28 protein-coding genes are annotated in these 26,893 nt (G+C 74.0%); 12 read left to right on the top strand and 16 right to left on the bottom strand.

Annotated features, from left to right (window positions below):
* The first annotated feature begins 9 nt into the window (after positions 1 to 9).
* Together GA0070214_RS08260 and GA0070214_RS08255 are read left to right on the top strand one after the other, a co-directional pair.
* A complete protein-coding gene (locus tag GA0070214_RS08260; protein WP_091260969.1) occupies positions 10 to 759 on the top strand; it encodes a beta-phosphoglucomutase family hydrolase in 750 nt (249 codons plus the stop codon).
* Positions 756 to 3,128: a glycoside hydrolase family 65 protein gene (locus GA0070214_RS08255; RefSeq protein ID WP_091260967.1), complete on the top strand. Its 2,373-nt coding sequence runs from the start codon at positions 756 to 758 to the stop codon at positions 3,126 to 3,128. Before GA0070214_RS08260 ends, GA0070214_RS08255 begins: the two co-directional genes overlap by 4 nt.
* A 49-nt stretch (positions 3,129 to 3,177) precedes the next feature.
* Here GA0070214_RS08255 and GA0070214_RS08250 read toward each other — a convergent pair whose 3' ends face one another.
* The 3 genes from GA0070214_RS08250 to GA0070214_RS08240 form a co-directional block, all read right to left on the bottom strand.
* Positions 3,178 to 3,357: a hypothetical protein gene (locus tag GA0070214_RS08250; RefSeq protein WP_091260965.1), complete on the bottom strand. Its 180-nt coding sequence runs from the start codon at positions 3,355 to 3,357 to the stop codon at positions 3,178 to 3,180.
* A gap of 61 nt (positions 3,358 to 3,418) precedes the next feature.
* The gene (gene trxA, locus GA0070214_RS08245; protein ID WP_091260963.1) at positions 3,419 to 3,766 is read right to left on the bottom strand and encodes a thioredoxin; all 348 of its coding nucleotides are present in this window, start codon (positions 3,764 to 3,766) and stop codon (positions 3,419 to 3,421) included.
* A complete protein-coding gene (locus tag GA0070214_RS08240) occupies positions 3,736 to 4,128 on the bottom strand; it encodes a MerR family transcriptional regulator (RefSeq protein WP_091260961.1) in 393 nt (130 codons plus the stop codon). Before GA0070214_RS08240 ends, trxA begins: the two co-directional genes overlap by 31 nt.
* Positions 4,129 to 4,301: 173 nt before the next feature.
* On the opposite strand from GA0070214_RS08240, the gene GA0070214_RS08235 reads away from it, so the two are divergent.
* A complete protein-coding gene (locus GA0070214_RS08235; RefSeq protein ID WP_091260959.1) occupies positions 4,302 to 4,964 on the top strand; it encodes a dienelactone hydrolase family protein in 663 nt (220 codons plus the stop codon).
* A 24-nt stretch (positions 4,965 to 4,988) separates the two neighbouring features.
* Here GA0070214_RS08235 and GA0070214_RS08230 read toward each other — a convergent pair whose 3' ends face one another.
* Positions 4,989 to 6,092, bottom strand: coding sequence for an AI-2E family transporter (locus tag GA0070214_RS08230; protein ID WP_091260957.1), 1,104 nt, complete (start codon positions 6,090 to 6,092; stop codon positions 4,989 to 4,991).
* 129 nt (positions 6,093 to 6,221) lie between these two features.
* Here GA0070214_RS08230 and GA0070214_RS08225 point away from each other — a divergent pair, with 129 nt between their 5' ends.
* The 3 genes from GA0070214_RS08225 (at position 6,222) to GA0070214_RS08215 (ending at position 8,054) form a co-directional block, all read left to right on the top strand.
* A complete protein-coding gene (locus tag GA0070214_RS08225; protein WP_091260955.1) occupies positions 6,222 to 6,404 on the top strand; it encodes an antitoxin in 183 nt (60 codons plus the stop codon).
* 185 nt (positions 6,405 to 6,589) lie between these two features.
* Positions 6,590 to 7,795: a cytochrome P450 gene (locus GA0070214_RS08220; protein WP_208602682.1), complete on the top strand. Its 1,206-nt coding sequence runs from the start codon at positions 6,590 to 6,592 to the stop codon at positions 7,793 to 7,795.
* A 25-nt stretch (positions 7,796 to 7,820) separates the two neighbouring features.
* Positions 7,821 to 8,054, top strand: coding sequence for a ferredoxin (locus GA0070214_RS08215; RefSeq protein ID WP_091260952.1), 234 nt, complete (start codon positions 7,821 to 7,823; stop codon positions 8,052 to 8,054).
* A gap of 3 nt (positions 8,055 to 8,057) precedes the next feature.
* Here the strand turns inward: GA0070214_RS08215 and GA0070214_RS08210 are convergent, their stop codons facing one another.
* Positions 8,058 to 8,960 (bottom strand): SMP-30/gluconolactonase/LRE family protein, encoded by a 903-nt coding sequence (locus GA0070214_RS08210; RefSeq protein ID WP_091260950.1) that lies wholly within the window; start codon positions 8,958 to 8,960, stop codon positions 8,058 to 8,060.
* A 90-nt stretch (positions 8,961 to 9,050) separates the two neighbouring features.
* Between GA0070214_RS08210 and GA0070214_RS08205 the strand changes: the two genes are divergently transcribed.
* Positions 9,051 to 9,512, top strand: coding sequence for an Lrp/AsnC family transcriptional regulator (locus GA0070214_RS08205; RefSeq protein WP_244167597.1), 462 nt, complete (start codon positions 9,051 to 9,053; stop codon positions 9,510 to 9,512).
* 55 nt (positions 9,513 to 9,567) lie between these two features.
* On the opposite strand, the gene GA0070214_RS08200 is transcribed toward GA0070214_RS08205, so the two are convergent.
* Positions 9,568 to 10,161: a hemerythrin domain-containing protein gene (locus GA0070214_RS08200; RefSeq protein ID WP_091260948.1), complete on the bottom strand. Its 594-nt coding sequence runs from the start codon at positions 10,159 to 10,161 to the stop codon at positions 9,568 to 9,570.
* 206 nt (positions 10,162 to 10,367) lie between these two features.
* On the opposite strand from GA0070214_RS08200, the gene GA0070214_RS08195 reads away from it, so the two are divergent.
* A complete protein-coding gene (locus tag GA0070214_RS08195; protein ID WP_091260946.1) occupies positions 10,368 to 11,630 on the top strand; it encodes an alkaline phosphatase in 1,263 nt (420 codons plus the stop codon).
* A 51-nt stretch (positions 11,631 to 11,681) separates the two neighbouring features.
* Here GA0070214_RS08195 and GA0070214_RS08190 read toward each other — a convergent pair whose 3' ends face one another.
* From GA0070214_RS08190 to GA0070214_RS08180, 3 genes are all read right to left on the bottom strand, one after another.
* Positions 11,682 to 12,356 (bottom strand): HAD family hydrolase, encoded by a 675-nt coding sequence (locus tag GA0070214_RS08190; RefSeq protein WP_091260944.1) that lies wholly within the window; start codon positions 12,354 to 12,356, stop codon positions 11,682 to 11,684.
* 85 nt (positions 12,357 to 12,441) lie between these two features.
* On the bottom strand, positions 12,442 to 13,062 hold the full coding sequence (locus GA0070214_RS08185; protein ID WP_091260943.1) for a C39 family peptidase: 621 nt from the start codon (positions 13,060 to 13,062) through the stop codon (positions 12,442 to 12,444).
* Between the two features lie 281 nt (positions 13,063 to 13,343).
* The gene (locus GA0070214_RS08180) at positions 13,344 to 13,766 is read right to left on the bottom strand and encodes a pyridoxamine 5'-phosphate oxidase family protein (RefSeq protein ID WP_091260941.1); all 423 of its coding nucleotides are present in this window, start codon (positions 13,764 to 13,766) and stop codon (positions 13,344 to 13,346) included.
* Between the two features lie 217 nt (positions 13,767 to 13,983).
* On the opposite strand from GA0070214_RS08180, the gene GA0070214_RS08175 reads away from it, so the two are divergent.
* The gene (locus tag GA0070214_RS08175; RefSeq protein ID WP_139141773.1) at positions 13,984 to 14,388 is read left to right on the top strand and encodes a hypothetical protein; all 405 of its coding nucleotides are present in this window, start codon (positions 13,984 to 13,986) and stop codon (positions 14,386 to 14,388) included.
* Between the two features lie 5 nt (positions 14,389 to 14,393).
* Here the strand turns inward: GA0070214_RS08175 and GA0070214_RS08170 are convergent, their stop codons facing one another.
* The 6 genes from GA0070214_RS08170 to eccB all read right to left on the bottom strand — a co-directional run bounded on the left by GA0070214_RS08170 (position 14,394) and on the right by eccB (position 19,549).
* Positions 14,394 to 14,735 carry a YkvA family protein gene (locus tag GA0070214_RS08170; protein WP_091260937.1) on the bottom strand — a complete coding sequence of 114 codons (342 nt, stop codon included), beginning with the start codon at positions 14,733 to 14,735 and terminating at the stop codon, positions 14,394 to 14,396.
* Positions 14,736 to 14,777: 42 nt separating this feature from the next.
* Positions 14,778 to 15,614, bottom strand: coding sequence for a hypothetical protein (locus GA0070214_RS08165; RefSeq protein WP_091261472.1), 837 nt, complete (start codon positions 15,612 to 15,614; stop codon positions 14,778 to 14,780).
* 144 nt (positions 15,615 to 15,758) lie between these two features.
* On the bottom strand, positions 15,759 to 16,172 hold the full coding sequence (locus GA0070214_RS08160; RefSeq protein WP_091260935.1) for a hypothetical protein: 414 nt from the start codon (positions 16,170 to 16,172) through the stop codon (positions 15,759 to 15,761).
* Between the two features lie 160 nt (positions 16,173 to 16,332).
* Positions 16,333 to 17,601, bottom strand: coding sequence for a WXG100 family type VII secretion target (locus GA0070214_RS08155; RefSeq protein WP_091260933.1), 1,269 nt, complete (start codon positions 17,599 to 17,601; stop codon positions 16,333 to 16,335).
* On the bottom strand, positions 17,594 to 17,965 hold the full coding sequence (locus GA0070214_RS08150; RefSeq protein ID WP_091260930.1) for a hypothetical protein: 372 nt from the start codon (positions 17,963 to 17,965) through the stop codon (positions 17,594 to 17,596). Before GA0070214_RS08150 ends, GA0070214_RS08155 begins: the two co-directional genes overlap by 8 nt.
* A 117-nt stretch (positions 17,966 to 18,082) precedes the next feature.
* A complete protein-coding gene (gene eccB, locus GA0070214_RS08145; RefSeq protein ID WP_091260928.1) occupies positions 18,083 to 19,549 on the bottom strand; it encodes a type VII secretion protein EccB in 1,467 nt (488 codons plus the stop codon).
* A 162-nt stretch (positions 19,550 to 19,711) separates the two neighbouring features.
* Between eccB and GA0070214_RS08140 the strand changes: the two genes are divergently transcribed.
* Positions 19,712 to 20,884 (top strand): type VII secretion protein EccE, encoded by a 1,173-nt coding sequence (locus GA0070214_RS08140; RefSeq protein WP_091260925.1) that lies wholly within the window; start codon positions 19,712 to 19,714, stop codon positions 20,882 to 20,884.
* Here the strand turns inward: GA0070214_RS08140 and eccD are convergent.
* A complete protein-coding gene (gene eccD, locus GA0070214_RS08135) occupies positions 20,868 to 22,265 on the bottom strand; it encodes a type VII secretion integral membrane protein EccD (protein WP_091260922.1) in 1,398 nt (465 codons plus the stop codon). The genes GA0070214_RS08140 and eccD overlap by 17 nt on opposite strands.
* Before the next feature lie 171 nt (positions 22,266 to 22,436).
* On the opposite strand from eccD, the gene eccCa reads away from it, so the two are divergent.
* Both eccCa and GA0070214_RS08125 read left to right on the top strand, forming a co-directional pair.
* Positions 22,437 to 26,402 carry a type VII secretion protein EccCa gene (gene eccCa, locus GA0070214_RS08130; protein WP_091260920.1) on the top strand — a complete coding sequence of 1,322 codons (3,966 nt, stop codon included), beginning with the start codon at positions 22,437 to 22,439 and terminating at the stop codon, positions 26,400 to 26,402.
* A 68-nt stretch (positions 26,403 to 26,470) separates the two neighbouring features.
* The gene (locus GA0070214_RS08125; RefSeq protein ID WP_091260917.1) at positions 26,471 to 26,884 is read left to right on the top strand and encodes a YbaB/EbfC family nucleoid-associated protein; all 414 of its coding nucleotides are present in this window, start codon (positions 26,471 to 26,473) and stop codon (positions 26,882 to 26,884) included.
* Positions 26,885 to 26,893: the final 9 nt, after the last annotated feature.

Genomic DNA, 26,893 nt, shown 5'->3' with positions numbered 1-26,893 from the left:
ATTCAGGCAATGCTGGGTCTACCCGCGCAGGTGACCGCCTGTCTCTTCGATCTGGACGGCGTGCTGACGCAGACCGCCAAGGTGCACAACGCCGCCTGGACCGAGACGTTCAACGCGTTCCTGAAGGCGCGCGCGGTGGCCACCGGCGAGCCGTTCCGCCCGTTCGACCCGGGCCCGGACTACAACCGGTACGTGGACGGGAAGCCGCGGGCCGACGGCGTGCGCTCCTTCCTGGCCTCGCGCGGGATCACCCTGCCCGAGGGGTCGCCGGACGACCCGCCCGAGGCGGAGACCGTCAACGGGGTGGGCAACCGGAAGAACGTCATCCTGCTCAAGCGGATCCACACCGACGGCGTCGAGGTCTACGAGGGCTCGGTGCGCTACCTGGAGGCGGCCGCCCGGGCCGGGCTGCGCCGGGCGGTGGTCTCGGCCAGCGCCAACTGCCGGGACGTGGTCGCCGCCGCGGGGCTGGACCCGCTGCTGGAGGCCCGGGTGGACGGGCTGGTGGCTCGCGAGCGCGGGCTGCGCGGCAAGCCCCACCCGGACACCTTCCTGGCCGGCGCGCAGATGCTCGGGGTCGAGCCGGCGAATGCAGCCGTCTTCGAGGACGCGCTGGCCGGCGTCGCGGCCGGGAAGGCCGGCGGTTTCGGGTACGTGGTCGGTGTCGACCGGGTCGGCCAGGCCGACGACCTGCGCGCGCACGGCGCCGACGTGGTGGTCACCGACCTGTCGGAGCTGCTGACCGGGGCGCACGCGTGATCCGGGAGCGGGCGTACCCGGTCGAGCCGTGGCACGTCCGGGAGACCCGGCTCGACACGGACGTGCTGGCCCAGTCCGAGTCGGTCTTCGCCCTGTCCAACGGCCACGTGGGGCTGCGCGGCAACCTCGACGAGGGCGAGCCGCACGGCCTGCCCGGCACCTACCTGAACTCCTTCTACGAGCTGCGCCCCCTGCCCTACGCGGAGGCCGGCTTCGGCTTCCCGGAGTCCGGGCAGACCGTCGTCAACGTGACCAACGGCAAGCTGCTCCGGCTGCTGGTCGACGACGAGCCGCTCGACGTCCGGTACGGCGAACTCATCTCCCACGAGCGGGTCCTCGACCTGCGCGCCGGCACCCTGCACCGCGAGCTGCACTGGCGCTCGCCCGCCGGCCGGGACGTGAAGGTCCGCAGCACCCGGCTGGTGTCGTTCACCCAGCGGGCGGTCGCCGCCATCCAGTACGAGGTCGAGGCGCTCGACGGGCCGCTGCGGCTCATCGTCCAGTCCGAGCTGGTCGCCAACGAGACGCTCCCGCCGCAGAGCAAGGATCCCCGCGTCGCCGCCGTCCTCGAATCGCCGCTGCAGGCCGAGGAGGAGCTGACCACCGACGACGGCGGCCTGCTCATCCACCGCACCAAGGTCAGCGGCCTGCGGGTCGCCGCCGCCATGGCCCACGACGTGGAGGCCCCGGAGCGCACCACCATCGAGTCCGAGGGCTACGAGGACTGGGTCCGCACCACCATCGGCTGCGTGCTCAAGCCCGGCCAGACGCTGCGGGTCGTCAAGTACCTGACGTACGGCTGGTCCAGCCGGCGGTCCCTGCCGGCGCTGCGCGACCAGGTCGGTGCGGCGCTGGCCGCGGCCCGCCTGGACGGCTGGGACGGGCTGCGCCGGGAGCAGCGGGAATACCTCGACGAGTTCTGGGACGCCGCCGACGTGCGGGTGGAGGGCGACCCGGAGGTGCAGCAGGCGGTCCGGTTCGGCCTCTTCCACGTGCTCCAGGCCGGCGCCCGCGCGGAACGCCGGCCCATCGCCGCCAAGGGCCTCACCGGCCCGGGGTACGACGGCCATGCCTTCTGGGACACCGAGATGTTCGTGCTGCCGGTGCTCACCTACACGCAGCCCGGAGCGGTGCGGGACGCCCTGCACTGGCGCTACTCGACCCTCGCCCAGGCGCAGGAGCGCGCCCGGACGTTGAATCTCTCCGGGGCCGCCTTCCCCTGGCGGACCATCGAGGGGCCGGAGTCGTCGGCGTACTGGCCGGCCGGGACGGCCGCGTTCCACATCGCCGCCGACGTCGCCGACGCGCTGCGCCGCTACGTGCTGGTCACCGGCGACGACGCGCTGGAACGGGAGATCGGGCTGGAACTGCTGGTCGAGACGGCCCGGCTGTGGCGCTCGCTCGGCCACCACGACCGCACCGGCCGGTTCCACATCGACGGGGTGACCGGCCCGGACGAGTACACCGCTGTCAAGAACGACAACGTCTACACCAACCTCATGGCACAGCGGAACCTGCTCACCGCCGCGGACTGCGCGATGCGGCACCGCGACCAGGCCCAGGACCTCGGCGTCACCGAGGAGGAGGCGGCCGCCTGGCGGGACGCCGCGAACGCCATGCACCTCCCGTACGACCCGGAGTTCGGAGTGCACGGGCAGGTGGAGGGCTTCACCCGCTTGCAGGAGTGGGACTTCGAGCACACCCCGCCGGAGAAGTACCCGCTGCTGCTGCACTACCCGTACTTCGACCTGTACCGGAAGCAGGTCGTCAAGCAGGCGGACCTGGTGCTCGCCATGCACTGGCGGGGTGACGCGTTCACCGGCCCGGAGAAGGTGCGCAACTTCAACTACTACGAGCGGCGGACCGTACGGGACTCCTCGCTGAGCGCCTGCACCCAGGCCGTGATGGCGGCCGAGGTGGGCCACCCCGAGCTGGCCCACCGCTATCTGCGCGAGGCCGCGCTCATGGACCTGCACGACCTGAACGAGAACACCCGCGACGGGGTGCACATGGCCTCGCTCGCCGGGGCCTGGATCGCCCTGGTCGCCGGCTTCGGCGGCCTGCGCGACCACGACGGGACGCTCTCCTTCTCGCCCCGGCTCCCCAGCCGGCTGGGCCGGTTGGAGTTCGCTCTCCAGTGGCGCGGGATGCGGCTGCGGGTCGACGTCCGGCCGCACCAGACCACCTACTCGCTGCGCAGCGGAGGGCCGGACACCGTCGTGGAGCTGCGCCACCATGGTGAGCCGATCCGGATCACGGGTGCCCAGCCGGTCACCGTGCCGGTGCCGCCGGCGCACCCGTCCGGGCCGCAGCCGGAGCAGCCGCCGGGCCGGGCGCCCCTGCTGCACCTGCCCGAGAACCTGAGCTGAGCGAAGCCCCGACCCGCATGCGCGGGCCGGGGCTTCGTCGTGGCGTACCTCAGAACTGGCGGCCGTTGGACGGTCGGCCGCCGGCGTCACGCGGAGCCGTCGCCCGCGCGTCGTCGGCGGTGCGGGCCACGGAGGCGCGGTCCGCCCAGTCCGGCGACTGCTTCAGTTCCTGTTTGCGGCGTTCCTGGTCGGTGAGGCCCTGTTCCCGGGACCTGTCCTGTTTCGCCATCACGATCCTCGCGATCCGTCGGGGTCCGTGGTCACCCCGCGCCTTCCCGATCCGGGCCGGCTCACGCCTCGAGGTGCCGGGCGAAGCTCAGCCGCAGGTGGTTCTTCGGCCGGGCGCCGACGATGGAGCCGACCACCTGGCCGTCCCGGAACACCAGCATCGTGGGCATCGACATCACCTGGTAGGCGCGCGTGCTGTGGGGGTTCTCGTCCGAGTTGACGGTGACGAAGCGCAGGGCGTCGCCGAACTCCTCGGCAAGCTCCGCCAGGTGCTTGGAGACCGGGCGGCAGGGCGGGCACCACTCCGCCCAGAAGTCGACCACCACGGGCCGGTCGGCGGCCAGCACGGTGGCCGCGAAGGTCTCGTCGGTGACCGGGGTCAGTCGGCCCTGCTGCGTGTCCTGAGGCATGTTTCCTCCCGATGGGCGATCGCGCGGGCGAGCTGGTCGTGCAACTGGTGACGGACCGCACCGAGCCGGTCGAGGTAGTCGTCCACCTCGGCCAGCTTGCGCCGCAGCACCGCCACGGAGTCGGGGCAGACGTCGCCGGAGCTGTTGCCGGCCCGCAGGCAGGCCACGAACGGCCGGATGTCGTCCAGCCCGAAGCCCACCGCCAGCAGCGCCCGGATCTCGTGCACGACGCGCAGCTCCGCCTCGTCGTAGACCCGGTAGCCGTTCGCCGACCGACGCGGGCACACGAGCCCCTGCGACTCGTAGTAGCGCAGGGTCCGGGTGCTGGTCCCGGCCCGCTCGGCCAACTCTCCGATCCGCACCCCACCCGCCCCCCAACCTGCCTGCTCGCCCCCTGACCACCGTCACGCTAAACCTTGCCGCCGACGTCAAGGCAAACCCTCGCGGCCATCCCCGAAGCCCGCCGACGCTTTCCGGCCCGCCAACTTCATGATCAGCGCGCCGGTGGGTATGAGCGGGCGGGAGGTGTGGGGTTATGGGGGACACGCGTGAGGTGAGCGTGCCGGTCGTGGACGGCGGGTTGGTCGCGGACGTGATCGTGCCGTCGGGGGCCGTGGGGGTGGTGTTGTTCGCGCACGGGAGCGGCAGTTCGCGGCACAGCCCGCGCAACGTGGCGGTGGCGCACGAGTTCAACGGGCGGGCGCTGGGCACCGTGCTGGTCGACCTGCTCACCCCCGAGGAGGACGAGCGGGACGCGGTCACCGCCGAGCTGCGCTTCGACATCGGGATGCTCGCCGAGCGGCTGGCCGCGATCGTGGACTGGATGGCCGCCGAGCCGACCCTGGGCCGGCTGCCGATCGGGCTCTTCGGGGCCAGCACCGGCGCGGCCGCCGCCCTGGTCGCCGCGGCCGCCCGGCCCGAGCAGGTCGGTGCGGTGGTCTCGCGCGGCGGCCGGCCGGACCTGGCCGGCAGCTCGCTGTCGGCGGTGCGCGCACCGACGCTGCTGCTCGTGGGCGGGCTCGACGAGCAGGTGATCGTGCTCAACGAGCAGGCCCGGTCGGAGCTGGGCGAGGTCGCCGAGCTGCGGATCGTGCCCGGGGCCACTCACCTCTTCGAGGAGCCGGGCACCCTGGAGCAGGTGGCCGACCAGGCGGGGGCCTGGTTCACCACCCACCTCCGCCAGCCGCACCCGGCCTGATCCGCGGCCGGGCGGCCGGGCGGGTCAGTCGGGCAGGGCCGCGCGGTGGCGTTGCACGGTGTCCAGCACCCGCCAGGTGACCGCGGCGATGGGCACCGAGACGAACGCACCCGCGATGCCGGCCACCAGCGTGCCGGCGGTGACCACCACCAGGATGACGGCGGGGTGGAGCTGCACCTGCCGCTTCATCACCAGCGGCTCCAGCAGGTTGCCCTCGATCTGCTGCACGGCGATCACCGCGGCGAGGGTGAGCAGGGCGGTGGTCGGGCCGTTGGCGGCCAGGGCGACCAGCACCGCGATGGCACCGGCCACGGTGGCCCCGATGATCGGCACGAAGCCGCCGAGGAAGGTGATGAGCGCGAGCGGCAGGGCCAGCGGGACGCGCAGCAGCACCAGCGCCAGCCCGATGCCGATGGCGTCGATCGCCGCGATGATCATCGTGCCCCGGCTGTACGCGCCCAGCGTCCGCCAGCCGGCCCGGCCCGCCTCGGCCGTCACGTCGCGGCGCGGCCCGGTCATCCGGCGCAGCACCCAGTGCCACATCGACCGGCCGTCCTTGAGCAGGAAGAAGAGCAGCACGAGGCCCAGCAGGAGTGAACCGGCCACCTCGGCGGCGGTGCGGGCCCCGGCGACCGGGTCGGGGGCGCTGCCGCTCAGCCCGTTCCGGATCTGCTCGATCTGGCGGTCGAGCTGCTCGTCCGTGACGGGAAGGCTGGAGGTGACGAAGTCCCGGCTGCGCTCCAGACCCTGGTCGAGCTGCTGGCTCAGCTCGCCGAACTGGCTCGCGGTCAGGTTCCACACCAGCGCGCCGACGCCGACCAGGACGCCGAGCAGCAGCAGGACACTGAGCAGGGCGGCCAGCGCCGGGGGCACCCGGAGCCGGCGCAGCCGCAGCAGCACCGGGTCGAGCAGCGCGGTGAGGAAGAGCGTGCCGGCCAGCGCCACGGCTAGCGGGGCCAGCAGCACCGCGATCTTCCCGAGCAGCCAGAGCGCGGCGACCACCACCACGAGACAGGCGCCCCAGGTGACCGCCGTCCGTACCGGCCAGGGCAGCCCGGCCCAAGCCTGCCGCGGGCCCGCCGCTCGGCCCGGTGCCGCCGGCTGCGGCGTTCCAGCGTCCTCGTCCACGTCGCCTCCTCGATCGTGGCCGTTGGTACCCGACGCACGCGAATCCGACACCCGGGCACCCATGGGACGGGGTGAGTTTGTGCCGCCGGCGCCAGGGAAGGCATTCACGGTATCGAAGGGAGAACCGACATGAGTGACTTCATGGACAAGGCCAAGGACTTCGCCGACAAGCACGACAAGCAGGTCGACCAGGGGATCGAGAAGGGCGGCGACATGGCCGACAAGCGGACCCAGGGCAAGTACGACCAGCAGATCGACAAGGGCGTGGACATGGCCCAGCAGCGGACCGGTCAGGGCGACACCGGCCGCTGACCGGGCTCCGATCCCGGGCCGTCCCGCGCGGGCGGCCCGGGATCGTCGTCCCGAAGACCGGAATCGCCCTCTGGTCTTCATCGACCACTCTCGCTACCATCCGCAGTCGGGGCATGACTCAGCGTCGAGTCGTGCGGAGTCGACCCGCACCGCCCGCGGTGCCGTGGACGAGAGCGAGCCAGCCGGTGACCGACACTTCCCAGGCGACCATCCCGCAGCGCTACCCGTTCAACGCCCCTGTCCGGCTCGACCTGGACGCCCGCTACGCCGAGCTGCGCGAGCAGCCGCTGGTCCGGGTCCAACTGCCCTACGGCGAGCCGGCCTGGCTGGCCACCCGACACGCCGACGTGAAGACGGTGCTCGGCGACCCCCGGTTCAGCCGGGCCGCGTCGGTCGGCCGCGACGAGCCGCGGAACACCCCGCGCCAGCAGGAGACCGGGATCCTCTCGATGGACCCGCCGGAGCACACCCGGCTCCGCCGGCTCGTGGCGAAGGCGTTCACCGCGCGCCGGGTCGAGGAACTGCGGCCGCGCACCCGGGCGGTCGCCGACGAGCTGGTCGACGGCCTGCTCGCCGCCGGACCGCCCGCCGACCTGGTGGCGCACCTGGCCACGCCGCTGCCGATCCGGGTGATCTGCGACCTGCTCGGCGTGCCGGTGTCCGATCAGGACAGGTTCCACACCTGGTCCGAGGCCATCGTCTCGACCACGTCGCTGGAGCCGGAGCTGGCCCAGCAGTACGTCGACAACCTGCTCGCCTACATGGGCGGGCTGGTCGCCCGGCGCCGGGTGGAACCCACCGACGACCTGCTCAGCGCCATGGTCCGGGCGCGCGACGACAACGCCGACCGGCTCACCGAGGAGGAGCTGGTCACCCTCGCCGCCGGGCTGCTCGCCGCCGGCCACGAGACCACCGTGACCCAGATCCCCAACATGGTGTACGTCCTGCTCACCACGCCCGGCGCCTGGGACACCCTGCGGGACCGGCCGGAGCTGGTCCCGGTCGCCGTCGAGGAGCTGATGCGGTTCATCCCGCTCGGCGCCACGGCGGCCTTCCCCCGCTACGCCACCGAGGACGTCGAGCTGGGCGGGGTGCTGGTCCGGGCGGGCGAACCGGTGGTGGTCAACATCGCGGCGGCCAACCGGGACGACGCCGTCTTCGCCGACGCCGACCGGCTGGACCTGACCCGCCAGGTCAACCCGCACCTCGGCTTCGGGCACGGCGTGCACCACTGCGTCGGCGCGCAGTTGGCCCGGATGGAGCTGCGCGTGGTGCTGGAGACGTTGCTCGACCGGGCCCCGGGCCTCCGGCTCGCCGTGCCCGTGGAGGAGCTGACCTGGAAGAGCGGCCTGCTGGTGCGGGGCCTCGTGGCGATGCCGGTGGCCTGGTGACCCGGGCCGGGACGGGGGAGGGCGCATGAGCGGAGAGATCGAGTGGCGGCTGCACGTCGACCCGACCCGCTGCATCGGCTCGGGGATCTGCGCCGGGGTGGCGCCGCGGCACTTCGTGCTGGTCGACGGCCTGTCCCGGCCGGTGGCCGAGCGGATCGCCGCCGACGAGTCGGTGCTCGACGCGGCGGAGTCCTGCCCCGTCGAGGCGATCGTGGTCTCCGAGGAGGAGAGCCTCCGGCGGATCGCCCCGGAGGGCTGACCGTCACCGGCCGGGGTATCGCGCCCCGTTGACGTTGACCCGCAGGCTGAACAGCGAGCTGGAGGCGCAGATGTAGAGCTGGTTGCGCTTCGGGCCGCCGAAGGTGAAGTTGGCGACCACCTCCGGCAGGTGCAGCTTGCCGAGCAGCGTGCCGTCCGGGTCGAAGCAGTGCAGCCCGTCGTGCGCGGCCGCCCAGACCCGGCCGGCCTCGTCGAGGCGTACGCCGTCGAAGGAGCCCGCGTCGCAGGTGGCGAAGACCTCGCCGCCGCGCAGCGTGCCGCCCTCGGTCACGGCGAACCGGCGCAGGTGCTTCGCCCGGGTGTCGACCACGTAGAGCAGCGACTCGTCGGGGCTGAACGCCAGCCCGTTCGGCTGCCCGAAGTCGTCGGCGACCCGGCGCACCTCGCCGTCGTGCGGGTCGACCCGGTAGACGTGGTTGCCGCCGATCTCGCTCTCGGCCCGGTGGCCCTCGTAGTCGCTGTCGATGCCGTAGCTCGGGTCGGTGAACCAGATCGAGCCGTCGGAGTGCTCGACCACGTCGTTGGGGCTGTTCAGCCGCTTTCCGCGCCAGCGCTCGGCGAGCACCGTGTCGGTGCCGTCGGCCTCGGTCCGGGTGACCCGCCGCCCGCCCTGCTCGCAGCTCACCAGCCGTCCCCGCCGGTCGACGGTGTGCCCGTTGGCGTAGCCGGCCGGCTGGCGGAACACGCCGACCGCCCCGGTGGTCTCGTCCCAGCGCAGCAGCCGGTCGTTGGGGATGTCGCTGAAGACCAGGTAACGGCCCGCGGGGAACCAGGCCGGCCCCTCCAGCCAGCGGCCGCCGGTCCAGAGGCACTCCGTCCACTCGTCGCCGTTGACCCGGCGGAACCGCTCGTCCCGCACCTCGAAACGCGTCCTGAACCGATCCATGCCGACCGCCTCCGCCCGTGACTGATGTTCGGCATGACGCTAACATGGCCGAACGAGAATCAGCCGTGAGGCAGAACACCGAACGGAGGCGTGGTCGTGGACGATGTGGACCGGAAGCTGCTCGCGGCGCTGCAACACGACGCCACCCAGTCGTACGCGGCGCTGGCCGGGCAGGTCGGGCTCTCCACCGGCGCGGTCCACGAGCGGGTGCGCAAGCTGCGCGAGCAGGGGGTGGTCCGGCGGACCACGGTGGACGTCGACCCGGCCGCGGTCGGCCGGGGCGTGCTGGCGTTCGTTCTGGTGGAGGCGAACGCCTGGATGGGCGACCGGCCCACCCGCGAGGCGCTCGCCGCGCTGCCCGAGGTGGAGGAGGCGCACGTGATCGCCGGCCCGGCCTCGCTGCTCGTGAAGATCCGGGTCGGCACGCCCGAGCAGCTCCAGGCCAGCCTGCGCCGGCTGTTCCAGGTCGAGGGCGTCACGGGCACGCAGACCGTGGTGGTGCTGGAGAGCTTCTTCGAGCGACCGCTCGACCCGTACCCCCAGACCCCCTGACACGCGGCGGCGGCCACGCCCCCGGGCAGGGAGCGTGGCCGCCTCGGTCGGTGGGTCAGTTCTTCTCGCGCAGCTCCCGCATGGAGGTGGGCCGGCCGCTGAGCGCGTCCCGCATCCGGTCGACCAGGCCGGTGCCCGGGGCGAGCAGCTTGTTGGCCGGCGGGTGGTCCGGCGCCGCCGGGTGCGGGCGGGTCGGCGCCGACTTCTTCGCGGCCTCGACCTTTCCGGCCAGCTCGACCAGCTCCTCGCGGGCGCAGGCCGCGCGCAGCCGCGGGAAGAGGTCGGCCTCCTCGTCCTGCACGTGGTGGCGGATGGTCGCCGTGAGCTGGGTCAGCAGCTCGTCGAAGCGCGGCTCGGAGGGATCCAGCGACTCGAGTTCCTTCATGGTGCGCTCGGCGTCGGAGTGCTCGGCGATCTCGTGCTCGGCGAGCTGGTCGCCGTCGGGGAGCGCCTTGCGGGCGGCCGGGTAGACATAGGCCTCCTCGGCCACGGAGTGCCGGACCAGCTCGGCGATCACCACGTCGGCGAGCCGGCGCCGGTGCTCCGGGGTGCCCTGCCGGCTCTCCAGCTCGACGAAGATCGCCTCGACCTCGCGGTGGTCGGTCATCAGGACGTCGACGACGTCCCGTTCCGTCTGTACGTCGGTCATCTTGGTAGCCCCTTACCGGTGGGTTGCGGAACGGCTTGCCTGGGCCACTACCCCCGTGCGGTCGGCCGAACCAGCCGGATTGCCGTTGCCTCGGGCGACAAAAGTCCCGGCAACGGCCGCCGCCCGTTAATCCGCCGGCCAACTGCCCGGCCGGTGGCTGCGGTTGCGTGGGGCCTGCAAACGTTCCATCCGCCAGGAGGAAACCCGTGACATTCCGTTCCCGCCGCTGGCTGCTGGCCCCCGTCGTCGCCGGGGCAGTGGCCGCCGCCGGACTGAGCCTGGCCAACCCGATCACCGCCGCCGACGCCGGCGTGGCGAAGGGCAAGGCCCGCAACGTCATCTTCATCAACGGCGACGGCATGGCCGCCGCCCAGCGCGAGGCGGCCCGCCTCTACCTGGCCGGCCTCGACGGCCAGCTCACCATGGACAAGCTGCCCTACTCCGGCCAGCTCACCACCAGCCCGCACGACCCGAAGACGCCGATCACCGACTCGGCCGCCGCGGCGACCGCCTGGGCCACCGGCGAGAAGACCTACAACGGCGCGATCAGCGTCGACGTGGACGGCAACCCGCTGCCCGTCCTCGGCGCCCAGGCCAAGGCGGCCGGCAAGTCCACCGGCCTGGTCACCACCGCCCAGGTCACCGACGCCAGCCCGGCGGCCTTCTTCGCCAACACGGCCGACCGCGGCAAGCAGGACGAGATCGCCCGGCAGTACCTGGAGGTCACCCGGCCGGACGTGATCCTGGGCGGTGGCGAGGACTGGTGGCTGCCGGCCGGCACCGCCGGCGCGTACCCCGACCAGCCGGCCGAGGACCCGTCCGAGGCCAGCAAGGGCACCAAGGGCGACCTGATCGCCGAGGCGAAGAGCAAGGGCTACCGGTACGTCTCCACGGCCGCCGAGCTCCAGGCCGCCAAGGGCGGCAAGCTGCTCGGCCTCTTCGGCAACGAGGAGCTGTTCCAGCAGCGGCCCGAGGGCCAGGGCGACGTGTACGCCCCGCCGGCCAGCCTGGCCACGATGACCGAGAAGGCGCTCTCGACCCTGTCGACGAACAAGAAGGGCTTCTTCCTCCTCGTCGAGGAGGAGGGCATCGACGAGTTCGCCCACAACAACAACGGCACCCGGATGCTCCAGGCGCTCGGCGAGCTGGAGAAGGCCGTCGCGGTCGCCCGCAACTACGCGGCCGGCCACCCGGACACCCTCGTCGTGGTGACCGGCGACCACGAGTGCGGCGGCCTGACCGTCGAGGACACCGACGCCTCCGACGAGTCCGGTGACGGCATCTCGGCCGAGGACGGTCCCTTCGCGATCAAGGGCAGCAGCCAGAGCTTCAAGCTGGACTGGACGACCAGCGGCCACACCGGCGCCGACGTGCCGGTGACCGCGTACGGGCCGCTGGCCGAGCAGTTCACCGGCAAGCACCCGAACACCCACGTGCACGAGGTGCTGGCCCAGATCCTCACCCACTGACCGGCGGCTCCCGGCGCCCTCCCGTCCCCGTGGCGGGAGGGCGCCGCCGGGTCAGCGCCCCCGGGCCGGCTCGTGGAGCAGGTCGGGCAGCTCGCCGAGGGCGGTCAGCGCCCGGCCGGCCCAGCTCGGGTCGGTGTCGTTGTGCTCGGTCGTCCGGACCACCGTCATGCCGACCGCCGCGGCGCCGGCCAACTCGCCGTCCGCGCCGTCGCCGACGAAGACACAGTCGCCCGGCGCGACACCGAGGCGTTCGGCCGCGAGCCGGTAGATCGCCGGGTCGGGCTTGGCCAGGCCCACGTCGCTGGAGAAGACCGAGACGTCGAAGCGGCGGGCCAGGCCGGTCGACGGCCACGCCTCGGCGGTCTCCGCGGTGGCGTTGCTGACCAGCCCGATCGGGTGGCCGTCGGCACGCAGCGCGTCCAGCACCGCCAGGGTCGACGGCCGGACACGGCCCAGCAGCCGCCGGGCCAGCTCCCGGCGGTGCGCGGCCGCCCGGGCCACCTGCTCCTCGGTGGGCGTGCCGCCGAGCCGCCGGGCCAGGACGCGTACGGTCTCCGCGGCGTCCCAGCCGGTCATCCGGTCCCGCCAGGTGGCGTGGTACGCCTCGACCAGCGCGGCCGGCTCCACCCCCACCATCAGCGCCATCTCACCGACCACCCGGTCCCGTTCGGGGTCCCCACCGGGCACCAGGGTGTGGAACAGGTCGAAGATCACCGGTCGCGGCACGGTCAGACTCTAACGGGGCCGCCCCGGGGCCGGAGACGGAAAGGGCCGGCCTCCCGCTCGGGGAGACCGGCCCTTCGATGCTCGGTCAGGAGCTGTAACCGCGGCCGGCGATCCAGTTGGCCAGCTCGGTCACGTCCATCCAGTACGTCGGCTCGTTCGGGCTGGCCGGGTCGGCGATCAGCACCGTGTTGCCGTCGTCCTTGTACTCCACCACGGTCAGGTAGTGGCCGGGGTAGCTGTGCTCGACACCGTCGATGTCCAGCGCGCCGCCCAGGATGTTGGCGACGACCGGCCGGCCCTGGTCCACGGCGGCCCGGACGTCCGCCCGCAGCCGCTCGACCTGCTCCTTGGTGGCCACGTCGTCCCGGATCTCGGTGGTCTTGTACTTGCCACCCGTGTACTCGTTCAGCACCCGGGTGATGTCGATGGCCGAGTCGGTGCCGTTCTCGGTGGTGCCCAGCTTGGCGGCCAGCTCGTCCTGGCTGACCTCCTTGCCCTCGGCCGACAGGGCGATCCGGGTCGAGGCGGGGCCGCAGTAGAAGAAGTTCGGCTGCGCCTCGTACTCGTAGCCGGCGCTGCGCTCGCCCTTGCCCTTGCCGGCGGTCGCCGGCGCGGCCTGCGCGGCGACAGCCGGACCGACGACGGTCCCGCCGCACACCATGAGGCCGGCGACGGACAGCATGCTCTTACGGAAGATCGAGTTCATGTCGAAGCTCCATTCGGGGGTAGACGTCGCCGGGGTCCGGAGACGCGGCACCGGGAGTGGCGCTCGGCGTGCCTCGGGGATTCTCGGTGCGCTCCAGGGCGCGGCCCCGCTCGCTCACCGGGGGCGGCGGGCCTGCCGCCCGCTCGCTGGTATCGCTCGTTGGTTTCGCTCGTACGAGAGGTGCAACGGGCCGCTGCCGGCCCCGATTTCCGCAGGTGGCGGTCGTCACGGTTTAACCGGACATCGGGCGCGGGCGGGTCGCCGGCGCGGTGACGGGTGGGTCAGTCGGTGCCGGTGGGAAGGCTGCCGAGGAGGCGGGTCACGGCGATCTCGATGACCACCCGCTCCGGATTCGGACGCGGGGTGCGATAGCGGGCGGCGTACCGCCGCTCGGCCTCGGCCACCGACTCCGGATCGCGGCGCAGCACCGCCCGGCCCTCCACGGTCAGCCACCAGCGGCCGTCGAGCTGGCAGACCGCCACGGGCGTGCCCGCCGGGCCCGCCGCGGCGACGTGCCGGGCCTTGGCCGAGGTGCCGGAGGTGATCACGCGGGCCAGGCCCGCGTCGGCGTCGAAGGTGACCCCCACGGGTACGACGTGCGGGGTGCCGTCCGCGCGCAGGGTGGTCAGCGTGGCGAGGTGGCGGTCACGGAAGAACCGGGCGACCCGCTCATCGTGTGGGTCCAGCCGGTGGTCGCCCGCCATGTCGCCCCCTTCCTCGATCGACACGATCCTCACACGCCGGAAGGTCGTTCGCCGCGAAGCGGCCTCACCGCCGCGAGGTGCGTCCGCTGTGACCCTGTTCACCGCCGGGCGGGCAGCGGGTGAACCCGGGACATTCATACGGTGGTGTTCGTCGGATTGGTGAAGCGGGATCGGGCGTCGGGCGATCGGGGTGATGGTGAGCCGGAGACTGGTTCTGGTGCTGTCGGCCACGGCCACGGTGGTGGTGCTGTTGCTGGGGCTGGGTGGGTACGTCGCGATCCGCTTCGTGCTCCGGGAGGCGCCACGAGCGATCCCGGCTGACGTGGTCGGCGACTGGGGCGGCGCCGACGGCGCGTCCCTGAGCCTTCGCGACGACAGCGGCTTCGCGGCGCTGAACCTGCCGGTGCAGATTCAGGTTCCGGCCCGTTTTTCCGCACCGTGGAGCGGGTCGGGCGGCTGGCGCCTGTCGAATCCCGACCGGTACGGGAGTCAGTATGTGATGGTCACCCTCGACGGCTACGGGGTTCCGCTCCAGGTCGAGAAGACGGACGAGGACACCCGGTTGTACCTGATCTACAACGAGCCCGGTCAGTCCCGCCGCTTCTGGCTCGACCAGAAGTAACGCCGTCACCGTCGGGGGCCGGTGGGCGGGGCGGCAGGCAGTGTTCCCGACGACGCGTCCCCGGCGGCGCGCTGCGCCGCCCGTTGCTTGGCGGCCAGCCGGCCCAGGTAGATCAGCGCACCGGCCAGCACACCCATGTCGTCCAGGTAGATCGGGTCGGGGAGCACGTCCACCGGCAGGATCGTGTAGATCAGCGCGCCGTAGAAGGCGACCTTGCCGCCGACCCCGAGCGCGCCCAGCATGCGGCGGGTGCGGACCACCCGGACGGCGAGCAGCACCGCCCCGACCAGCGTCGCCAGTGCGGCGACGGCGGCGAGCACGACAAGTACCCAGGCTTCACGGGACACGAAATCACGCTAACCGAGCCGGGCCAGCTCCGCCCGGAGGCGTCAGTACGCCGGCACGGCCGCCCGCCCCCGGGCCACCGGGGTCAGCTCGCGGGTCGTCTCGGCGGCCCGGGTGGACGTCGGCAGCTCACGGGTGGCCTCCGGCCCGGTCAGCTCCACGATGGACAGCGAGGAGTTCGGCTCGGTGGCCGGGCGGGTCGCCGCGTACGCCTCGTCGCGCAGGCTCCGCGCCGCGGCGGCGGCCAGCTCGGCGGCCCGCCACGCGGCCTGCTCCCGCTCCAGGGCGGCCTCCTGGCGGGCCCGGAGGTTGTCCCGGACCAGCCGGCGCAGCAGCAGCTCCTGCTCGACCGGGTGCCGGCGCGGATCCCAGCCCCGGTGGCCGAGGATGTCGCTGAGCTGCTGCACCGTGATCTCCTTGCGCCACTGGGCGTCCAGCGCCGCCCGGTGCAGCCACCGCTCCCGGTCCGCGTACTCGGCGGGGGTCCGGACGGTCCGGGGCAGGGGCAGCGCCGCCGCGGCGGCCAGCCGGCGGACGTCCTCCTCCGCCGCCTCGTACACCCGCCACGCCTCCTCGACCTCCTCCTGAGCGGCCAACCACTCGGCCCGGCGCCGCTCGGCGGTCGCCGCCGCCCGGGACGCGGCCACCGCCACCTCCTGCGCGTACCGGGACTGTTCCCGGGCGTGCTCGCGGGCCTGCTCGGCCAGTTCGATGCTGCTCGGCCGGGCGGCCTCGCTGATGCGGTCGCCGAACACCGACCGGAACCGGTCCGGGCGGACGATCAGGGCGGCGACCACGATCGCCGCCACGGCGAGCAGGGCCAGCCAGATCACGGCGGCCCGGGGAACGTCGGGCAGGACGGTGGAGAAGACGGTCTGCATCACCAGCACCTCGTGGTGGAACGGTCGGAGTCAGCGGTCGGGCCCGGTCGACGGGCGGGTCGCGACGCACGCGAACAGGACAGCGGCGGGGTGCGACGGGGAGCGGTGCGGCGGCGCCGGGGCGTACCCCGGGGGGCGGCACGGTCAGGCGCGCGGCGGACCGCGGCGGGCGATGGCGGCCCGGCCGGGGTCGGAGGCGGCCACGACGACCGTGCCCGCGGCGGGCGCGGCGACGTCGGCGACGGCCCGGTGCGGCGGACCGGCCGGGGCCGGCGCGGCGAACGCGAGCCGGGCGGGGGAGTCGGCGGCGGGCCGGATGCCGGACGCCTCCGTGGCCTGCCGGCCGATCCGGGCCACGTCGACGGGGCCGGTGGCCGGAGCGTCGACCCGGAGATCGACGGCCGGGCGGGCCGACGCGGTCGGGTGGAGGTGGCCGGCGGCCGGCGTGGCGGCCGGGCCGGCGACGCCGGCGATGACGGCCAGTGCGGTCACGGCCGTGCGGGCGATCCTGCGCAGCGTCGCCGTCCAGAGGGACGAGGCGAACGCTACGGGCAGCACCGTTTCAACCTATCGGTCAGTTCCGCCTCATGCAGCTCGACGATCTTCCCGGCCGACGTGACCCGTCCCACGATTCGCTGTGGACGAACCCCTACCGGGCCGCCCGACGCGAAACGGCGCGGCGTCCCGTGGGGGACGCCGCGCCGTCGTGAACCTGCGGTCAGTTGCCGCCGAGCACCGGCGGCGGAGCCGCCTCGCCGTCGGTCCAGACCATCTCGTCCTCGGTGAGCCAGGTCAGCCGGCCCTCGGACTCGTCGTCCCCGTCGCCGCGCGCGCCCAGCACGCCGTTGCGGCTGGCCATGGCGGGCCGCCCGGTCGTGCCGCCCTTGCCGGTGGTGCGGCTCTCCGTCTCGATCGTCACGCCGCGGCCGGAGGCGAGGCGGCCGGTGCCGGCGGCCGACCGGCTCTCCGCGCCGATCCCGCCGACCCGGCCGGAGGTCGCCGAGCCGCCGCCCGAGCTGGCCAGCGACCCGGTGCCACCCAGCACGCCGGGCATGCCGTAGAGCGAGCCGCCGCCCCCGGCGGTCGGCAGCGTCTGGCTGGTGCCGCCGAGCCCGGGGCCGCCCGCCAGGCCGGTGGTCGGGCCCGTCGTCAGCGGGGCCGCACCGGCGAGCGAGGTGCCGGTCGGCTCGACCGTGCCGCCCGCACCGATGGTGCCCGGGGTGCCGGCGCCGGGCTGCCCGCCCGCCGTGTCACCGCCCGGCGCGCCGCCGCCCACGGTGCCGCTGCCCGGGGCGGTGTGGTGCACGCCCGAGGTCGTCGCGGTGCCGTTGGCCGCGGGGCCGAAGCTGCCGACACCCGGCCCCGCCGACGGGGTGCCGACCGACGGGCCGCTCTTCAGCGTCGGGTCCGTGGGATCGCCGTGACCCGGGAGCCCCGAATCCGGCGGCTCCGGCACGACGATGCGGCCGTAGGCCGAGAAGTCGTAGCCCTCGGCCAGCTTCGCGACGACCTGCACCATCCGCTGGTGCGCCTTCTCCTGCTCGGCCTTGTCCTGCTCGTGGCCGACGATGCCGCCGACCACCGCGCCCGGCAGGCCGCCGACCAGGAAGCCCTTCCCGGCGCCGGAGAGCAGCTTGTCGTTGTCGTCGGTCTCCTCCGGGCTCTCCGCCTTGGCCTGGGCCGTGCGCAGCTCGCCGGCCATCATGTCGAGCCCCTGCCGGATGCCCGTCATGCCCTCGGCAAGGTTGCCGGAGTAGTCGGCGACCAGGTTGAGCCGGCGGTGGAACTCGCGGGCGGCGTCGCCCGTCCAGGTCTTCAGCAGCGCGTCGAGGTCGCCCGTCAGGTCCCGGCTGAGGTCGTCGAGGGTGCCCTTCATCGACGTCCACTGGGCGCTGAGCCCGTCGATCTGCTTCGGGTCGCCGGCGTTGACGCCCTGGTAGAGCTCCTTGTGGCTGACGTGCTCGTAGCGCTGGGTGTATTCAGACACGCGGATCCTCTCCCTTCGGCTTCATCGCCTCGGTCAGCCCGGAGAGAGCGGCGACGATGTCGGCCGCGGCGGCCGCGTTGCGTGCCTCGGCGGTCTTGTAGTTGGTCATGATGGTCTTGGTGGCCTTCTGGGCGGCCACGATCGCGCGCCGCAACCGCTCGACGTGGTTGACGTAGCTCTGGTGCGTCTCGGAGTAGCGACGGGAGTTGTCGGTGGCGTCGGTGAACGTGCCGAGTGCCGGCGGCCGGCACTGCATCTCGGTGTTGAGCTTCTTCAACACCGACTCCGCCTCGCTCAGCCGGCGCTCGAGCCGCTGGTGGAAGTCCTCCAAGGACAGTACGTCTACTGTCGTGCGCCCGCTCATGGCTGCATCCCCGTAGTCATCGTCGAGAACCGTTGGCCACGTTCAGGTTAGTCGAACCGGGCCAGCCGGGGCGACCCGTCATCGAGCCGCATCCACTTCGGACCAATCCCGTTCAGGTCATCCGCCCTGCGCCGGGGCCGTGTCGTCGGCCGGCCCGGGCGTCGCACCGCCGCCGGGCACCGCACCCGGATCGAAGTGGTTCATCGCAGCCTCGCGCTCCAGCGTCGGCCCGGTCGGCACCAGCGCCAGCAGGGACGCGGGCACCGCGAGCGGGGTCACGTCGCCGTATCCGAGGGCGCTCTTCGCGTCGCCCGAGGCGGTGCCGAGCGGGAACCGGACACCCTGCGCGGTGATCAGGTAGACCGTCGAGCCGGCCGCCGCCGTGCCGCTCTCCCCGGCCGTGGTCTGCACCAGCACGCCCTTGCCGCCGGGCAGCAGCACGCTCTCGGCGGTCCGCACCGCGTCGCGGCCGCTCTGCCGCGCGGGCACCCCGGTCGCCGCCGTCAGCTCGGCCGGCGGCTGGTCGAAGACCTCCAGGGTGGTGGTCGGCTGGCCGGCCGGACCGGAGCGGTAGGTGGCGCAGAGCACGGTCCGGCCGGCGCGCACCTCGTGCAGGGTGGGCAGCCGGTCGGGCAGCCCCTCGGCCTCCAGCCGCTGGTCGGTGAGGAGCTGGCCGGCCTGGTCCGGCGTGATGTCGGTGACCTGACCGCCGCCGCCGAGCAGCAGCAGCGCCGTCACCTCCCGGATCGCCACCAGGCCCTGCTTGGCCAGCACGTAGTACTGGCCGGCGGCCCGGTAGACCTGGCCGACCCGGGCCGGACGGTCGCCGACGGTCAGCCCGCTGGGGCCGCCCTCGCCGTCGATGGTCGGCTTGCGCAGCGCCGGGCCGACCGGCACGGCGTTGAGCAACTGCTGCCCGACCGTGAGGGTGGCCGCGCCGGCCATCTTCAACGCCACCAGCGCCTGCTCGTCGCCGACCACCCGCAGCCGCGCGCCGCCGGTGAGCAGGTAGCGCGCGTCGTTCGCCTTGACCAGGACCGCCCGGTCGGTGAGCGGGGTGCCGCCGGGCAGCGGCCGGTCGATCACCAGGCGGGTGGTGGAGCGCTGCGGATCGTTCGGGTCGGGCACGTCGCACACCGACCAGGGGAGGCCGACCAGCGACTTCTTGTCCGGCACGTCGTCCGGCGCGCCCACGATGCCGACCGCCCGGCCCCGCGGCCGGTCCTTGATCGAGGCCTGGGACACGGTGCGGACCGGCGTCGAGGCGTCGTTGAGGATGAGCCGCGCCGACGCGTAGTTGAGCGTCGGGTGCAGCAGCTTGTCGTCGGTGAAGACGTAGGTCGCCCCGGTCTCCCGCTCGATCACCAGCGTGTTCGGCTCCAGCGGGGCGGAGTTGCTGGTGAACTGCCCGTACGCCCCCGCGCCGCCGAGCACGACGGCGGCCGCGATGACGCTGCCGAACACCGCCATGCCGAGGCGCCGCATCGGCAGGTCGTTGGTCTCCGGGTCGCCGGAGAGCAGCGCCGAGACGATCCGGCGGGTGACGAAGCGGTACGCCTGCACCTGATCGCGGCGGGTCCGCATGACTAACCTCCGGCAGGGGTGGGTCCGCGGCGATCAGGTCCGAACGCCGCCGCGGGCTTCCCTACGATAAGGGTCCGTCGACGGTTCACCGGGACCCCGCCCGGCCCCCGCCGACGCACCGCACCGGCGGATGCCCAGGATGTCCAGAAGGGACGCTCAGCGATGACCCAGGTCCAGGCGCCACCCGGTCGTACGGCCACCGCCCCCGCCGTGCCGGCGGACCGACCGGTCACCCCCGTCGACCGGCGCCGCCGCGGCCGGCTCGGTCCGGTGGTCGTCGGCCAGCTCGTGGTGCTCGAGTGTGCCGCGCTCGCCGTCTGGTTCGCCACCGGAGGCCCGTCCTGGCTGCTCGCCGTCGTCGCCGTGCTGGCGCTGCTGGCCGTGGTGGCCGCCTTCGCCCGCCGCGGCGGCCGCTGGTGGTACGAGGACCTGATGCTCCGCCGCCGCCTGCGCCGCCGCCGGAACGCGGCCCGGGGCGCGGCGCCGGCCGGTGACCCGCGGCTGGCCGCGCTCGCACCGGAGCTGTCCGTCGTCGAGCTGGCCGAGCGCGGCACCCGGCTCGGCATCGGCCAGGACGACCGGGGCTGGTTCGCCGCCGTGGCGCTGACCGGCCGGCCCGGCACGCCGGCCGGGTCGATCGAGGCGGCCGTGCTGGACCGGGCGCTCGCGGTGCTCGCCGACTTCACCGCGCCGGTCACCCAGACCCAGGTCGTCTCGCACACCCTCGTCTGGTACCCGGCGCCCGGCGCGCCCCCGGCGGCGCACCGCACGGTGTGGGTGGCGCTGCGCCTGTCCGTCGCCGACGCCCGCACCGAGACGGTGAGCCGGGGCGGCGGCATGCGCGGCGTGCACCGCACCGTCGCGGCCGGCGTCGGCCGGCTCGGCAAGGCGCTCAACGCCGCGGGCCTCGGCCACCGGGTGCTCGGCCGGGACGAGCTGCACGCGGCGGTCGTCTCCGGCGCCGGGCTCGACCTGGCCCCGGAGTCCCCGGTGGAGAGCTGGAGCGGCCTGCGCGGCGGTGGCTGGACCCAGCGCTGCCTGGCGCTGCGGGTCCGCCCCAACGGCTCGCTGGGCGCCCTGGTCGACGCGGTGACCGCCACCTCCGCCCCGTCGCACACGGTCGCCGCCGTGGTGCTTCCCGGCGGCCGGCAGCTCCCGCCGCTGCTCCGGGTGGCGGCCATGGACGGCCACGCCGAGGCGCTGGTGAAGGTCGTCCGGGACGTGGCCCGCCGCGCCGGCGTGCCGGCCCGCCCGCTGGACGGCCAGCACGGCCCGGGCGTCTACGCCACGGCGCCGGTGGGCACCGCGATGGGCACGGTCACGGCCGAAGGTTGACGATCCAGCCGTAGAGGCCGCAGACCCAGACGGCCAGCGGAACCAGGGCGACGATCAGCAGGATCTCGACGATGTCTAGGGTGCGGCCCCAGACCGGCGAGATCCGCTTGCCCGCCACGGTGAGCCCGTAGATCAGGCTGATCACGGCCACCACCAGCAGGCCGCCCAGGATCAGCCCGAGCCGGACCGAGAGCGGGTTGGCGCCGAAGGTGGCCGCCGCGGCCAGCCCGAGGCCGACGGTGCCGGCCAGCAGCACCGGGGTGCGCTGGCCGCGGCCCAGGAACGGGCGGGCCCGCAGCAGCGCCAGCAGGGCCAGCACGAGGCAGAGCAGCACGGCCGGCAGCCGGCCGTTGTCGGCGAGCACCAGCTCGCCGCCGAGCACCAGCACCGAGACCGTCCAGAGCAGACCGGTGAGGAACGCGTCGGCCCGCTCGCTGTTGCGCAGCACCTGCGGGCCGTCCACCGACTCGGTGTCGCTCTTCAGGTCGTCCGGGCCGGTCGGGATCGACGGCACCGGCAGCCGGGCCAGCCGGTAGGAGATCATCGGCAGCGCCGGCAGGGCGCCGAACGCCACCGTCGCCACCACCGCGGCGGCGGCCGCCGCCCCGATGCCGAAGGCCAGGCAGAGCGCCGCGCCGAAGCCGACCGCCACGCCCACCCCGACCGCGCCGAGGAAGAGCGGCAGCCGGTCACCGACGGCCAGCGCGGCGACCGCGCCGAAGAGCACCACCGCGGTCGCGGCAAGCAGCACGTGCGGGCTGGCCAGCTCGGCGAGCCGCCGGTCCCCGGCGAGCACCAGCAGGCCGCCGATCGCGGCGTAGCCGAGGCCGCCCATCGCCAGCATGGCGCCGGTCCGGCTGTCGCCGGCCGCCCGGGACAGCACCGCGGCGGTGACCAGCAGCGCGACCGCGACCACCAGCGCGGCGAGCGCGCCGGGCAGCTGCGGTGGGCCGGCGAACAGCGTCACCGCCGCACCGGCCGCCAGTGCCGCCCCGGCGAGGAGCACCGAGAACGCCCGGGTGGTGCCGACCTGCCAGGCGCCGGCCCGCTGGTTGGTCGCCGTGGCGACCGCGTCCACCACGTCGTCGAAGACGATCTCGGGCGCGGCGGCGGCGCGCGGGTTGAAGTAGAGCACCTCGCCGTCGCGGACGCCGAGCTGCGCGGCGGTGCGGCCGCCGTCGAGCGGCTGCCCGCCGAGCCGGGACAGGCTCCAGCCGCCGTGCCGCACACCCTCGTCGGCGAGATCCTCGCCGGCGTAACGCAGGAGTGTCGGCAACAGGTCGGCCAGCGGCACGTCGGACGGCAGCGCCAGATCCATCCTGGTCCGCGGCGCCACGATGGTGATCCGGCTCAGCCCGCCGGTCGCCGTCTTCGTCGCCACTGTGGCCTCCTCGTGCTCGCCTACGATCCACCTCGGCCGCGCGCGCCGCCCCCGTGGGTCCACGGCGCCTCCGGGAGATTACCTACGATGGCGGTCGCACAGGTTGCCCACCCGACGACTCGGGTGCGTCGGCCGACGACGTGCAGGGCCGCTTCTGGGGAGGAGACAAGGTTGAGCACGGTGGTGTTCCGCCGGCTTCCGCGTCAACCGGGGCCCGCGCTGCCGCGCGGGGAGGTGCTGCTGGAGTCCCCGCCCGAGCTGCCGGAGCCGCAGGCCAAGGGCATGGGTCAGGTGCTGATGATCCTGCCGATGCTCTGCGGCGTCGGCGCCATGGCGTTCCTCTACGCCGGCCGCGGCGGCGGCATGATGACGTACGTGGCCGGTGGCCTGTTCGGCGTGTCGATGCTGGGCATGGCGGTCGGCACGCTCGGCAACGGCGGCAACGACAAGGCCGAGCTGAACGCCCAGCGGCGCGACTACATGCGCTACCTGGCCCAGATGCGCAAGCGCACCCGGCGGGCCGCCGAGCAGCAGCGCTCCGCGATGACCTGGCGGCACCCGGAGCCCGACGCGCTGTGGTCGGTCGCCGCCTCGCGCCGACTGTGGGAGCGGCGGATCACCGAGGACGACTTCGGCGAGGCCCGCATCGCGCTCGGCCCGCAGCGGCTGGCCGTGGAGATCGTGCCGCCGGAGACCAAGCCGGTGGAGGACCTGGAGCCGATGAGCGCCATCGCGCTGCGCCGGTTCGTCCGGGCCCACTCCAGCGTGCCGGACCTGCCCACCGCGCTCTCGCTGCGCGCGTTCAGCCGGATCGCGCTGCGTGGCGACCGCGAGCCGGTGCTCGACCTGGCCCGGGCCGCGCTGGGCCAGCTCGTCACCTTCCACGCGCCGGACGACCTTCTCGTGGCCGTGGTGGCCGCGCCCGACCGGCAGCCGGTGTGGGACTGGGTGAAGTGGCTGCCGCACGCCCAGCACCCGGGGCGTACGGACGCGGCGGGCGCCCGCCGCATGGTCTTCGCGAGCCTGGCCGAGGCGGAGGCGGCGCTCGCCAACGAGCTGGGCGGCCGGCCCCGGTTCGCCCCGGAGGCGAAGCCGCTCACCACGGCGCCGCACCTCGTGGTGGTGCTCGACGGTGGCGAGGTCTCGTCGACCTGCGCGCTGATGGGGCCGGGCCTGCTCGGTGCCACGGTGATCGACCTGTCCGGCGCGGTGCCCCGCGACGCCGGCCGCTGGCTGCTCTGCCTCGACGCGGGCGACGGCAGCGGGCTGGACCTGGTCCGCGGCACGGCCACGTCCCGGCTGGGCCGGCCGGACCGGCTCAGCATGGCGGCCGCCGAGGGGCTGGCCCGGCAGATCGCCCCCTACCGGCTCTCCCAGCAGCAGGGCGCCAGCACCGAGGAGCCGCTGGCCCGCAGCATGGAGCTGCCGGACCTGCTCGGCGTGGGCGACGCGGCCACCGTGGACACCCAGCAGACCTGGCGGCCGCGCAGCCACCGGGACCGGCTGCGCATCCCGCTCGGCGTCGGGCCGGACGGCAACGTGGTCGAGCTGGACTTCAAGGAGTCCGCGCACGAGGGCATGGGCCCGCACGGCCTGGTCATCGGCGCGACCGGTTCCGGCAAGAGCGAGCTCCTGCGTACGGTGGTCGGGGCGCTGGCCGTGACCCACTCGTCCGAGGAGCTCAACTTCGTCCTCGTCGACTTCAAGGGTGGCGCCACCTTCGCCTCGCTGGACGCGCTGCCGCACACCAGCGCGGTCATCACGAACCTGTCCGACGAGCTCCCGCTGGTCGACCGCATGCGGGACGCGCTGGCCGGTGAGATGAACCGCCGGCAGGAGGTGCTGAGGGCGGCCGGCAACTACGTCTCGCGTTACGACTACGAGAAGGCCCGGGCCGCGGGCGAGCCGCTGGAGCCGATGCCCAGCCTGCTCATCATCTGCGACGAGTTCTCCGAGCTGCTCGCCGCGAAGCCGGACTTCATCGACCTCTTCGTGATGATCGGCCGGCTCGGCCGGTCGCTCGGCGTCCACCTGCTGCTGGCGTCGCAGCGGCTGGAGGAGGGGAAACTCCGGGGACTCGACACCCACCTGTCGTACCGGATCGGTCTGCGGACCTTCTCGGCGGTGGAGAGCCGCATCGTGCTGGGCGTGCCGGACGCGTACGAGCTGCCGAACGCGCCGGGCCACGGCTATCTGAAGACCGACACGACCACGATGCTGCGGTTCCGGGCCGCCTACGTGTCCGGCCCGTACCGGGCGCCGGGGCAGGTGCAGCGGTCCACCCGGGCGCAGGTGCAGCGGCGGATCGTTCCCTACGGCATCGACTACGTGCCGGCGCCGGCCCTGCCGAGCCCCGCCGAGACGGCGCCCGAGCCGGAGCAGACCGGCGACGGCAAGGCCGTGGCCATGCTCGACGTGCTCATCGACCGGCTCAAGGAGCGGGGCCGCCCGGCGCACCAGGTCTGGCTGCCGCCGCTGGCCGAGCCGCCGGCCCTGGCCGAGCTGCTGCCCCCGCTGGCCGTGCACCCGACGTTCGGCCTGACCACCGCCAACTGGCCGGGGCGGGGCCGGCTCACCGTGCCGGTCGGCATCGTCGACCGCCCGTACGAGCAGCGCCGCGACCCGATGATGGTGGACCTGTCCGGCGCCGGCGGCAACGTGGTGATCGTCGGCGCCTCGCTGAGCGGCAAGAGCACCATGCTGCGCACGATGCTGGCCTCGCTGGCGCTCACCCACACCCCGCGGGAGGTGCAGTTCTTCTGCCTCGACTTCGGCGGTGGCGCGCTGCGCAGCCTGGACGGGCTGCCGCACACCTCCGGGGTGGCCGGTCGGCGCGACGTCGAGGCGGTCCGCCGGACGGTGGCCGAGGTGGTCGCCGTCATCGACGAGCGGGAGAACCGGTTCACCCAGCACGGCATCGACTCGGTGGCCAGCTACCGCCGGCGCCGGGCGGCCGGCGAGTTCGCCGACGACCCGTTCGGCGACGTCTTCCTCGTGATCGACGGGTGGAACACGCTGCGCCAGGAGTACGAGGAGCTGGAGCAGACCATCACCAACCTCGCCAACCGCGGGCTCGGTTTCGGCGTACACGTGGTGATCACCGCCGTGCGGTGGGCGGAGATCCGGATCAACATGCGGGACCTGCTCGGCACCAAGCTGGAGCTGCGGCTCGGCGACCCGGCCGAGTCGGAGATCGACCGGCGGGCCGCGCAGAACGTGCCGGTCGGCACGCCCGGCCGCGGCCTCACCCGCGACAAGCTGCACTTCCTCACCGGCATCTCGCGGATCGACGGCAAGCGCGACATCGAGGACCTGACCGAGGCGTCGGTCGCCCTGGCCGGGCACGTCGCGGCCAACTGGCCGGGGCGTCCGGCGCCGAAGGTACGGTTGCTGCCGCGCAAGCTGGCCGTCACCGAGCTGGCGAAGGTGGTCGACCGGTCGGCACCGGGCATCCCGATCGGCGTCAACGAGTCGGCGCTCGCCCCGGTCTACCTGGACCTGACCAGCGAGCCGCACCTGACCGTGTTCGGCGACGCCGAGTGCGGCAAGACCAACCTGCTGCGGCTGATCGCCCGGGGCATCGCCGAGCGGTACACCCCCGCCCAGGCCCGGCTGGTCATCGCCGACTACCGGCGTGGCCTGCTGGGCGCGGTGGAGGGCGACCACCTGCTCGACTACGCGCCGTCCAACCAGGTCTTCAGCCAGGGCCTCGGCTCGATCCGCAGCGCCCTGCAGAACCGGCTGCCCGGGCCGGACGTGACCACCGCCCAGCTGCGCGACCGGAGCTGGTGGAAGGGGCCGGAGCTCTACATCCTGGTGGACGACTACGACCTGGTCGCCTCCGGTGGCAACAACCCGCTCAGCGCCCTGCACGAGCTGCTGCCGCAGGCGCGGGACATCGGCCTGCACCTGATCATCACCCGCCGGGTGGGTGGTGTGGCCCGCGCCCTCTACGAGCCGGTGCTGCAACGGCTGCGCGAGCTGGACTCGCCCGGCCTGCTCATGTCCGGCAGCCGTGAGGAGGGCGCGGTCTTCGGCAACCTGCGGCCGAGCCCGCAGCCGCCGGGCCGGGGCACCCTGGTCCGCCGCCGGGACGGCCAGCAGCTCATCCAGACCGCCTGGACCGAGCCCGCCTGACGGGACGGACGTCCGATGATCGGGTCCGGTAGCGTCGGCCGGACCGTCAAGTCGAGGAGAGGACAGTCGTGAGCACCTCGTGGGGTTACGGCGGCGGCGCCGTGGAGAACCTGCTGCGCCAGGCGCAGGAGCAGCAGCGCCGGCTGGCGGAGTTCCAGCAGCAGCGCGCCGAGCTGCGGGTGACCGGGGAGAGCCCGGACGGCCTGGTCCGGGTGACGGTCGACGGTGACATGAAGGTCGGCGGCATCGACCTCAACGCCCGGGCGATGCGGCTGGACAGCTACACCCTGGCGGAGTCGCTCCAGGCCGCGATCGACGCGGCGTACGCGGCCTTCGCCGAGCGGCAGCAGGAGCTGATGAGTGATGTGCTCGGCGGCTCGGACCTGGTCCGCCGGGCGCAGGCGGGCAACCTCACCCCGGAGGACTGGTTCCGCGAGTTCGGTGTGGACCTGACCGACCCGACCCGCGGCCTGCGCCGCTGACCAGGAAGA

It is taken from the genome of Micromonospora chaiyaphumensis, assembly GCF_900091435.1.
Classification (GTDB): domain Bacteria; phylum Actinomycetota; class Actinomycetes; order Mycobacteriales; family Micromonosporaceae; genus Micromonospora; species Micromonospora chaiyaphumensis.
This window is presented reverse-complemented; position numbering and strand designations above follow the sequence as displayed.

Coding starts and splice junctions, on each gene's coding strand:
- GA0070214_RS08260 (WP_091260969.1), top strand. CDS start 10: ATGCTGGGTCTACCCGCGCAGGTGACCGCCTGTCTCTTCGATCTGGAC.
- GA0070214_RS08250 (WP_091260965.1), bottom strand. CDS start 3,357: ATGGCGAAACAGGACAGGTCCCGGGAACAGGGCCTCACCGACCAGGAA.
- trxA (WP_091260963.1), bottom strand. CDS start 3,766: ATGCCTCAGGACACGCAGCAGGGCCGACTGACCCCGGTCACCGACGAG.
- GA0070214_RS08235 (WP_091260959.1), top strand. CDS start 4,302: ATGGGGGACACGCGTGAGGTGAGCGTGCCGGTCGTGGACGGCGGGTTG.
- GA0070214_RS08225 (WP_091260955.1), top strand. CDS start 6,222: ATGAGTGACTTCATGGACAAGGCCAAGGACTTCGCCGACAAGCACGAC.
- GA0070214_RS08215 (WP_091260952.1), top strand. CDS start 7,821: ATGAGCGGAGAGATCGAGTGGCGGCTGCACGTCGACCCGACCCGCTGC.
- GA0070214_RS08210 (WP_091260950.1), bottom strand. CDS start 8,960: ATGGATCGGTTCAGGACGCGTTTCGAGGTGCGGGACGAGCGGTTCCGC.
- GA0070214_RS08200 (WP_091260948.1), bottom strand. CDS start 10,161: ATGACCGACGTACAGACGGAACGGGACGTCGTCGACGTCCTGATGACC.
- GA0070214_RS08185 (WP_091260943.1), bottom strand. CDS start 13,062: ATGAACTCGATCTTCCGTAAGAGCATGCTGTCCGTCGCCGGCCTCATG.
- GA0070214_RS08180 (WP_091260941.1), bottom strand. CDS start 13,766: ATGGCGGGCGACCACCGGCTGGACCCACACGATGAGCGGGTCGCCCGG.
- GA0070214_RS08165 (WP_091261472.1), bottom strand. CDS start 15,614: ATGCAGACCGTCTTCTCCACCGTCCTGCCCGACGTTCCCCGGGCCGCC.
- GA0070214_RS08150 (WP_091260930.1), bottom strand. CDS start 17,965: ATGAGCGGGCGCACGACAGTAGACGTACTGTCCTTGGAGGACTTCCAC.
- eccB (WP_091260928.1), bottom strand. CDS start 19,549: ATGCGGACCCGCCGCGATCAGGTGCAGGCGTACCGCTTCGTCACCCGC.
- GA0070214_RS08140 (WP_091260925.1), top strand. CDS start 19,712: ATGACCCAGGTCCAGGCGCCACCCGGTCGTACGGCCACCGCCCCCGCC.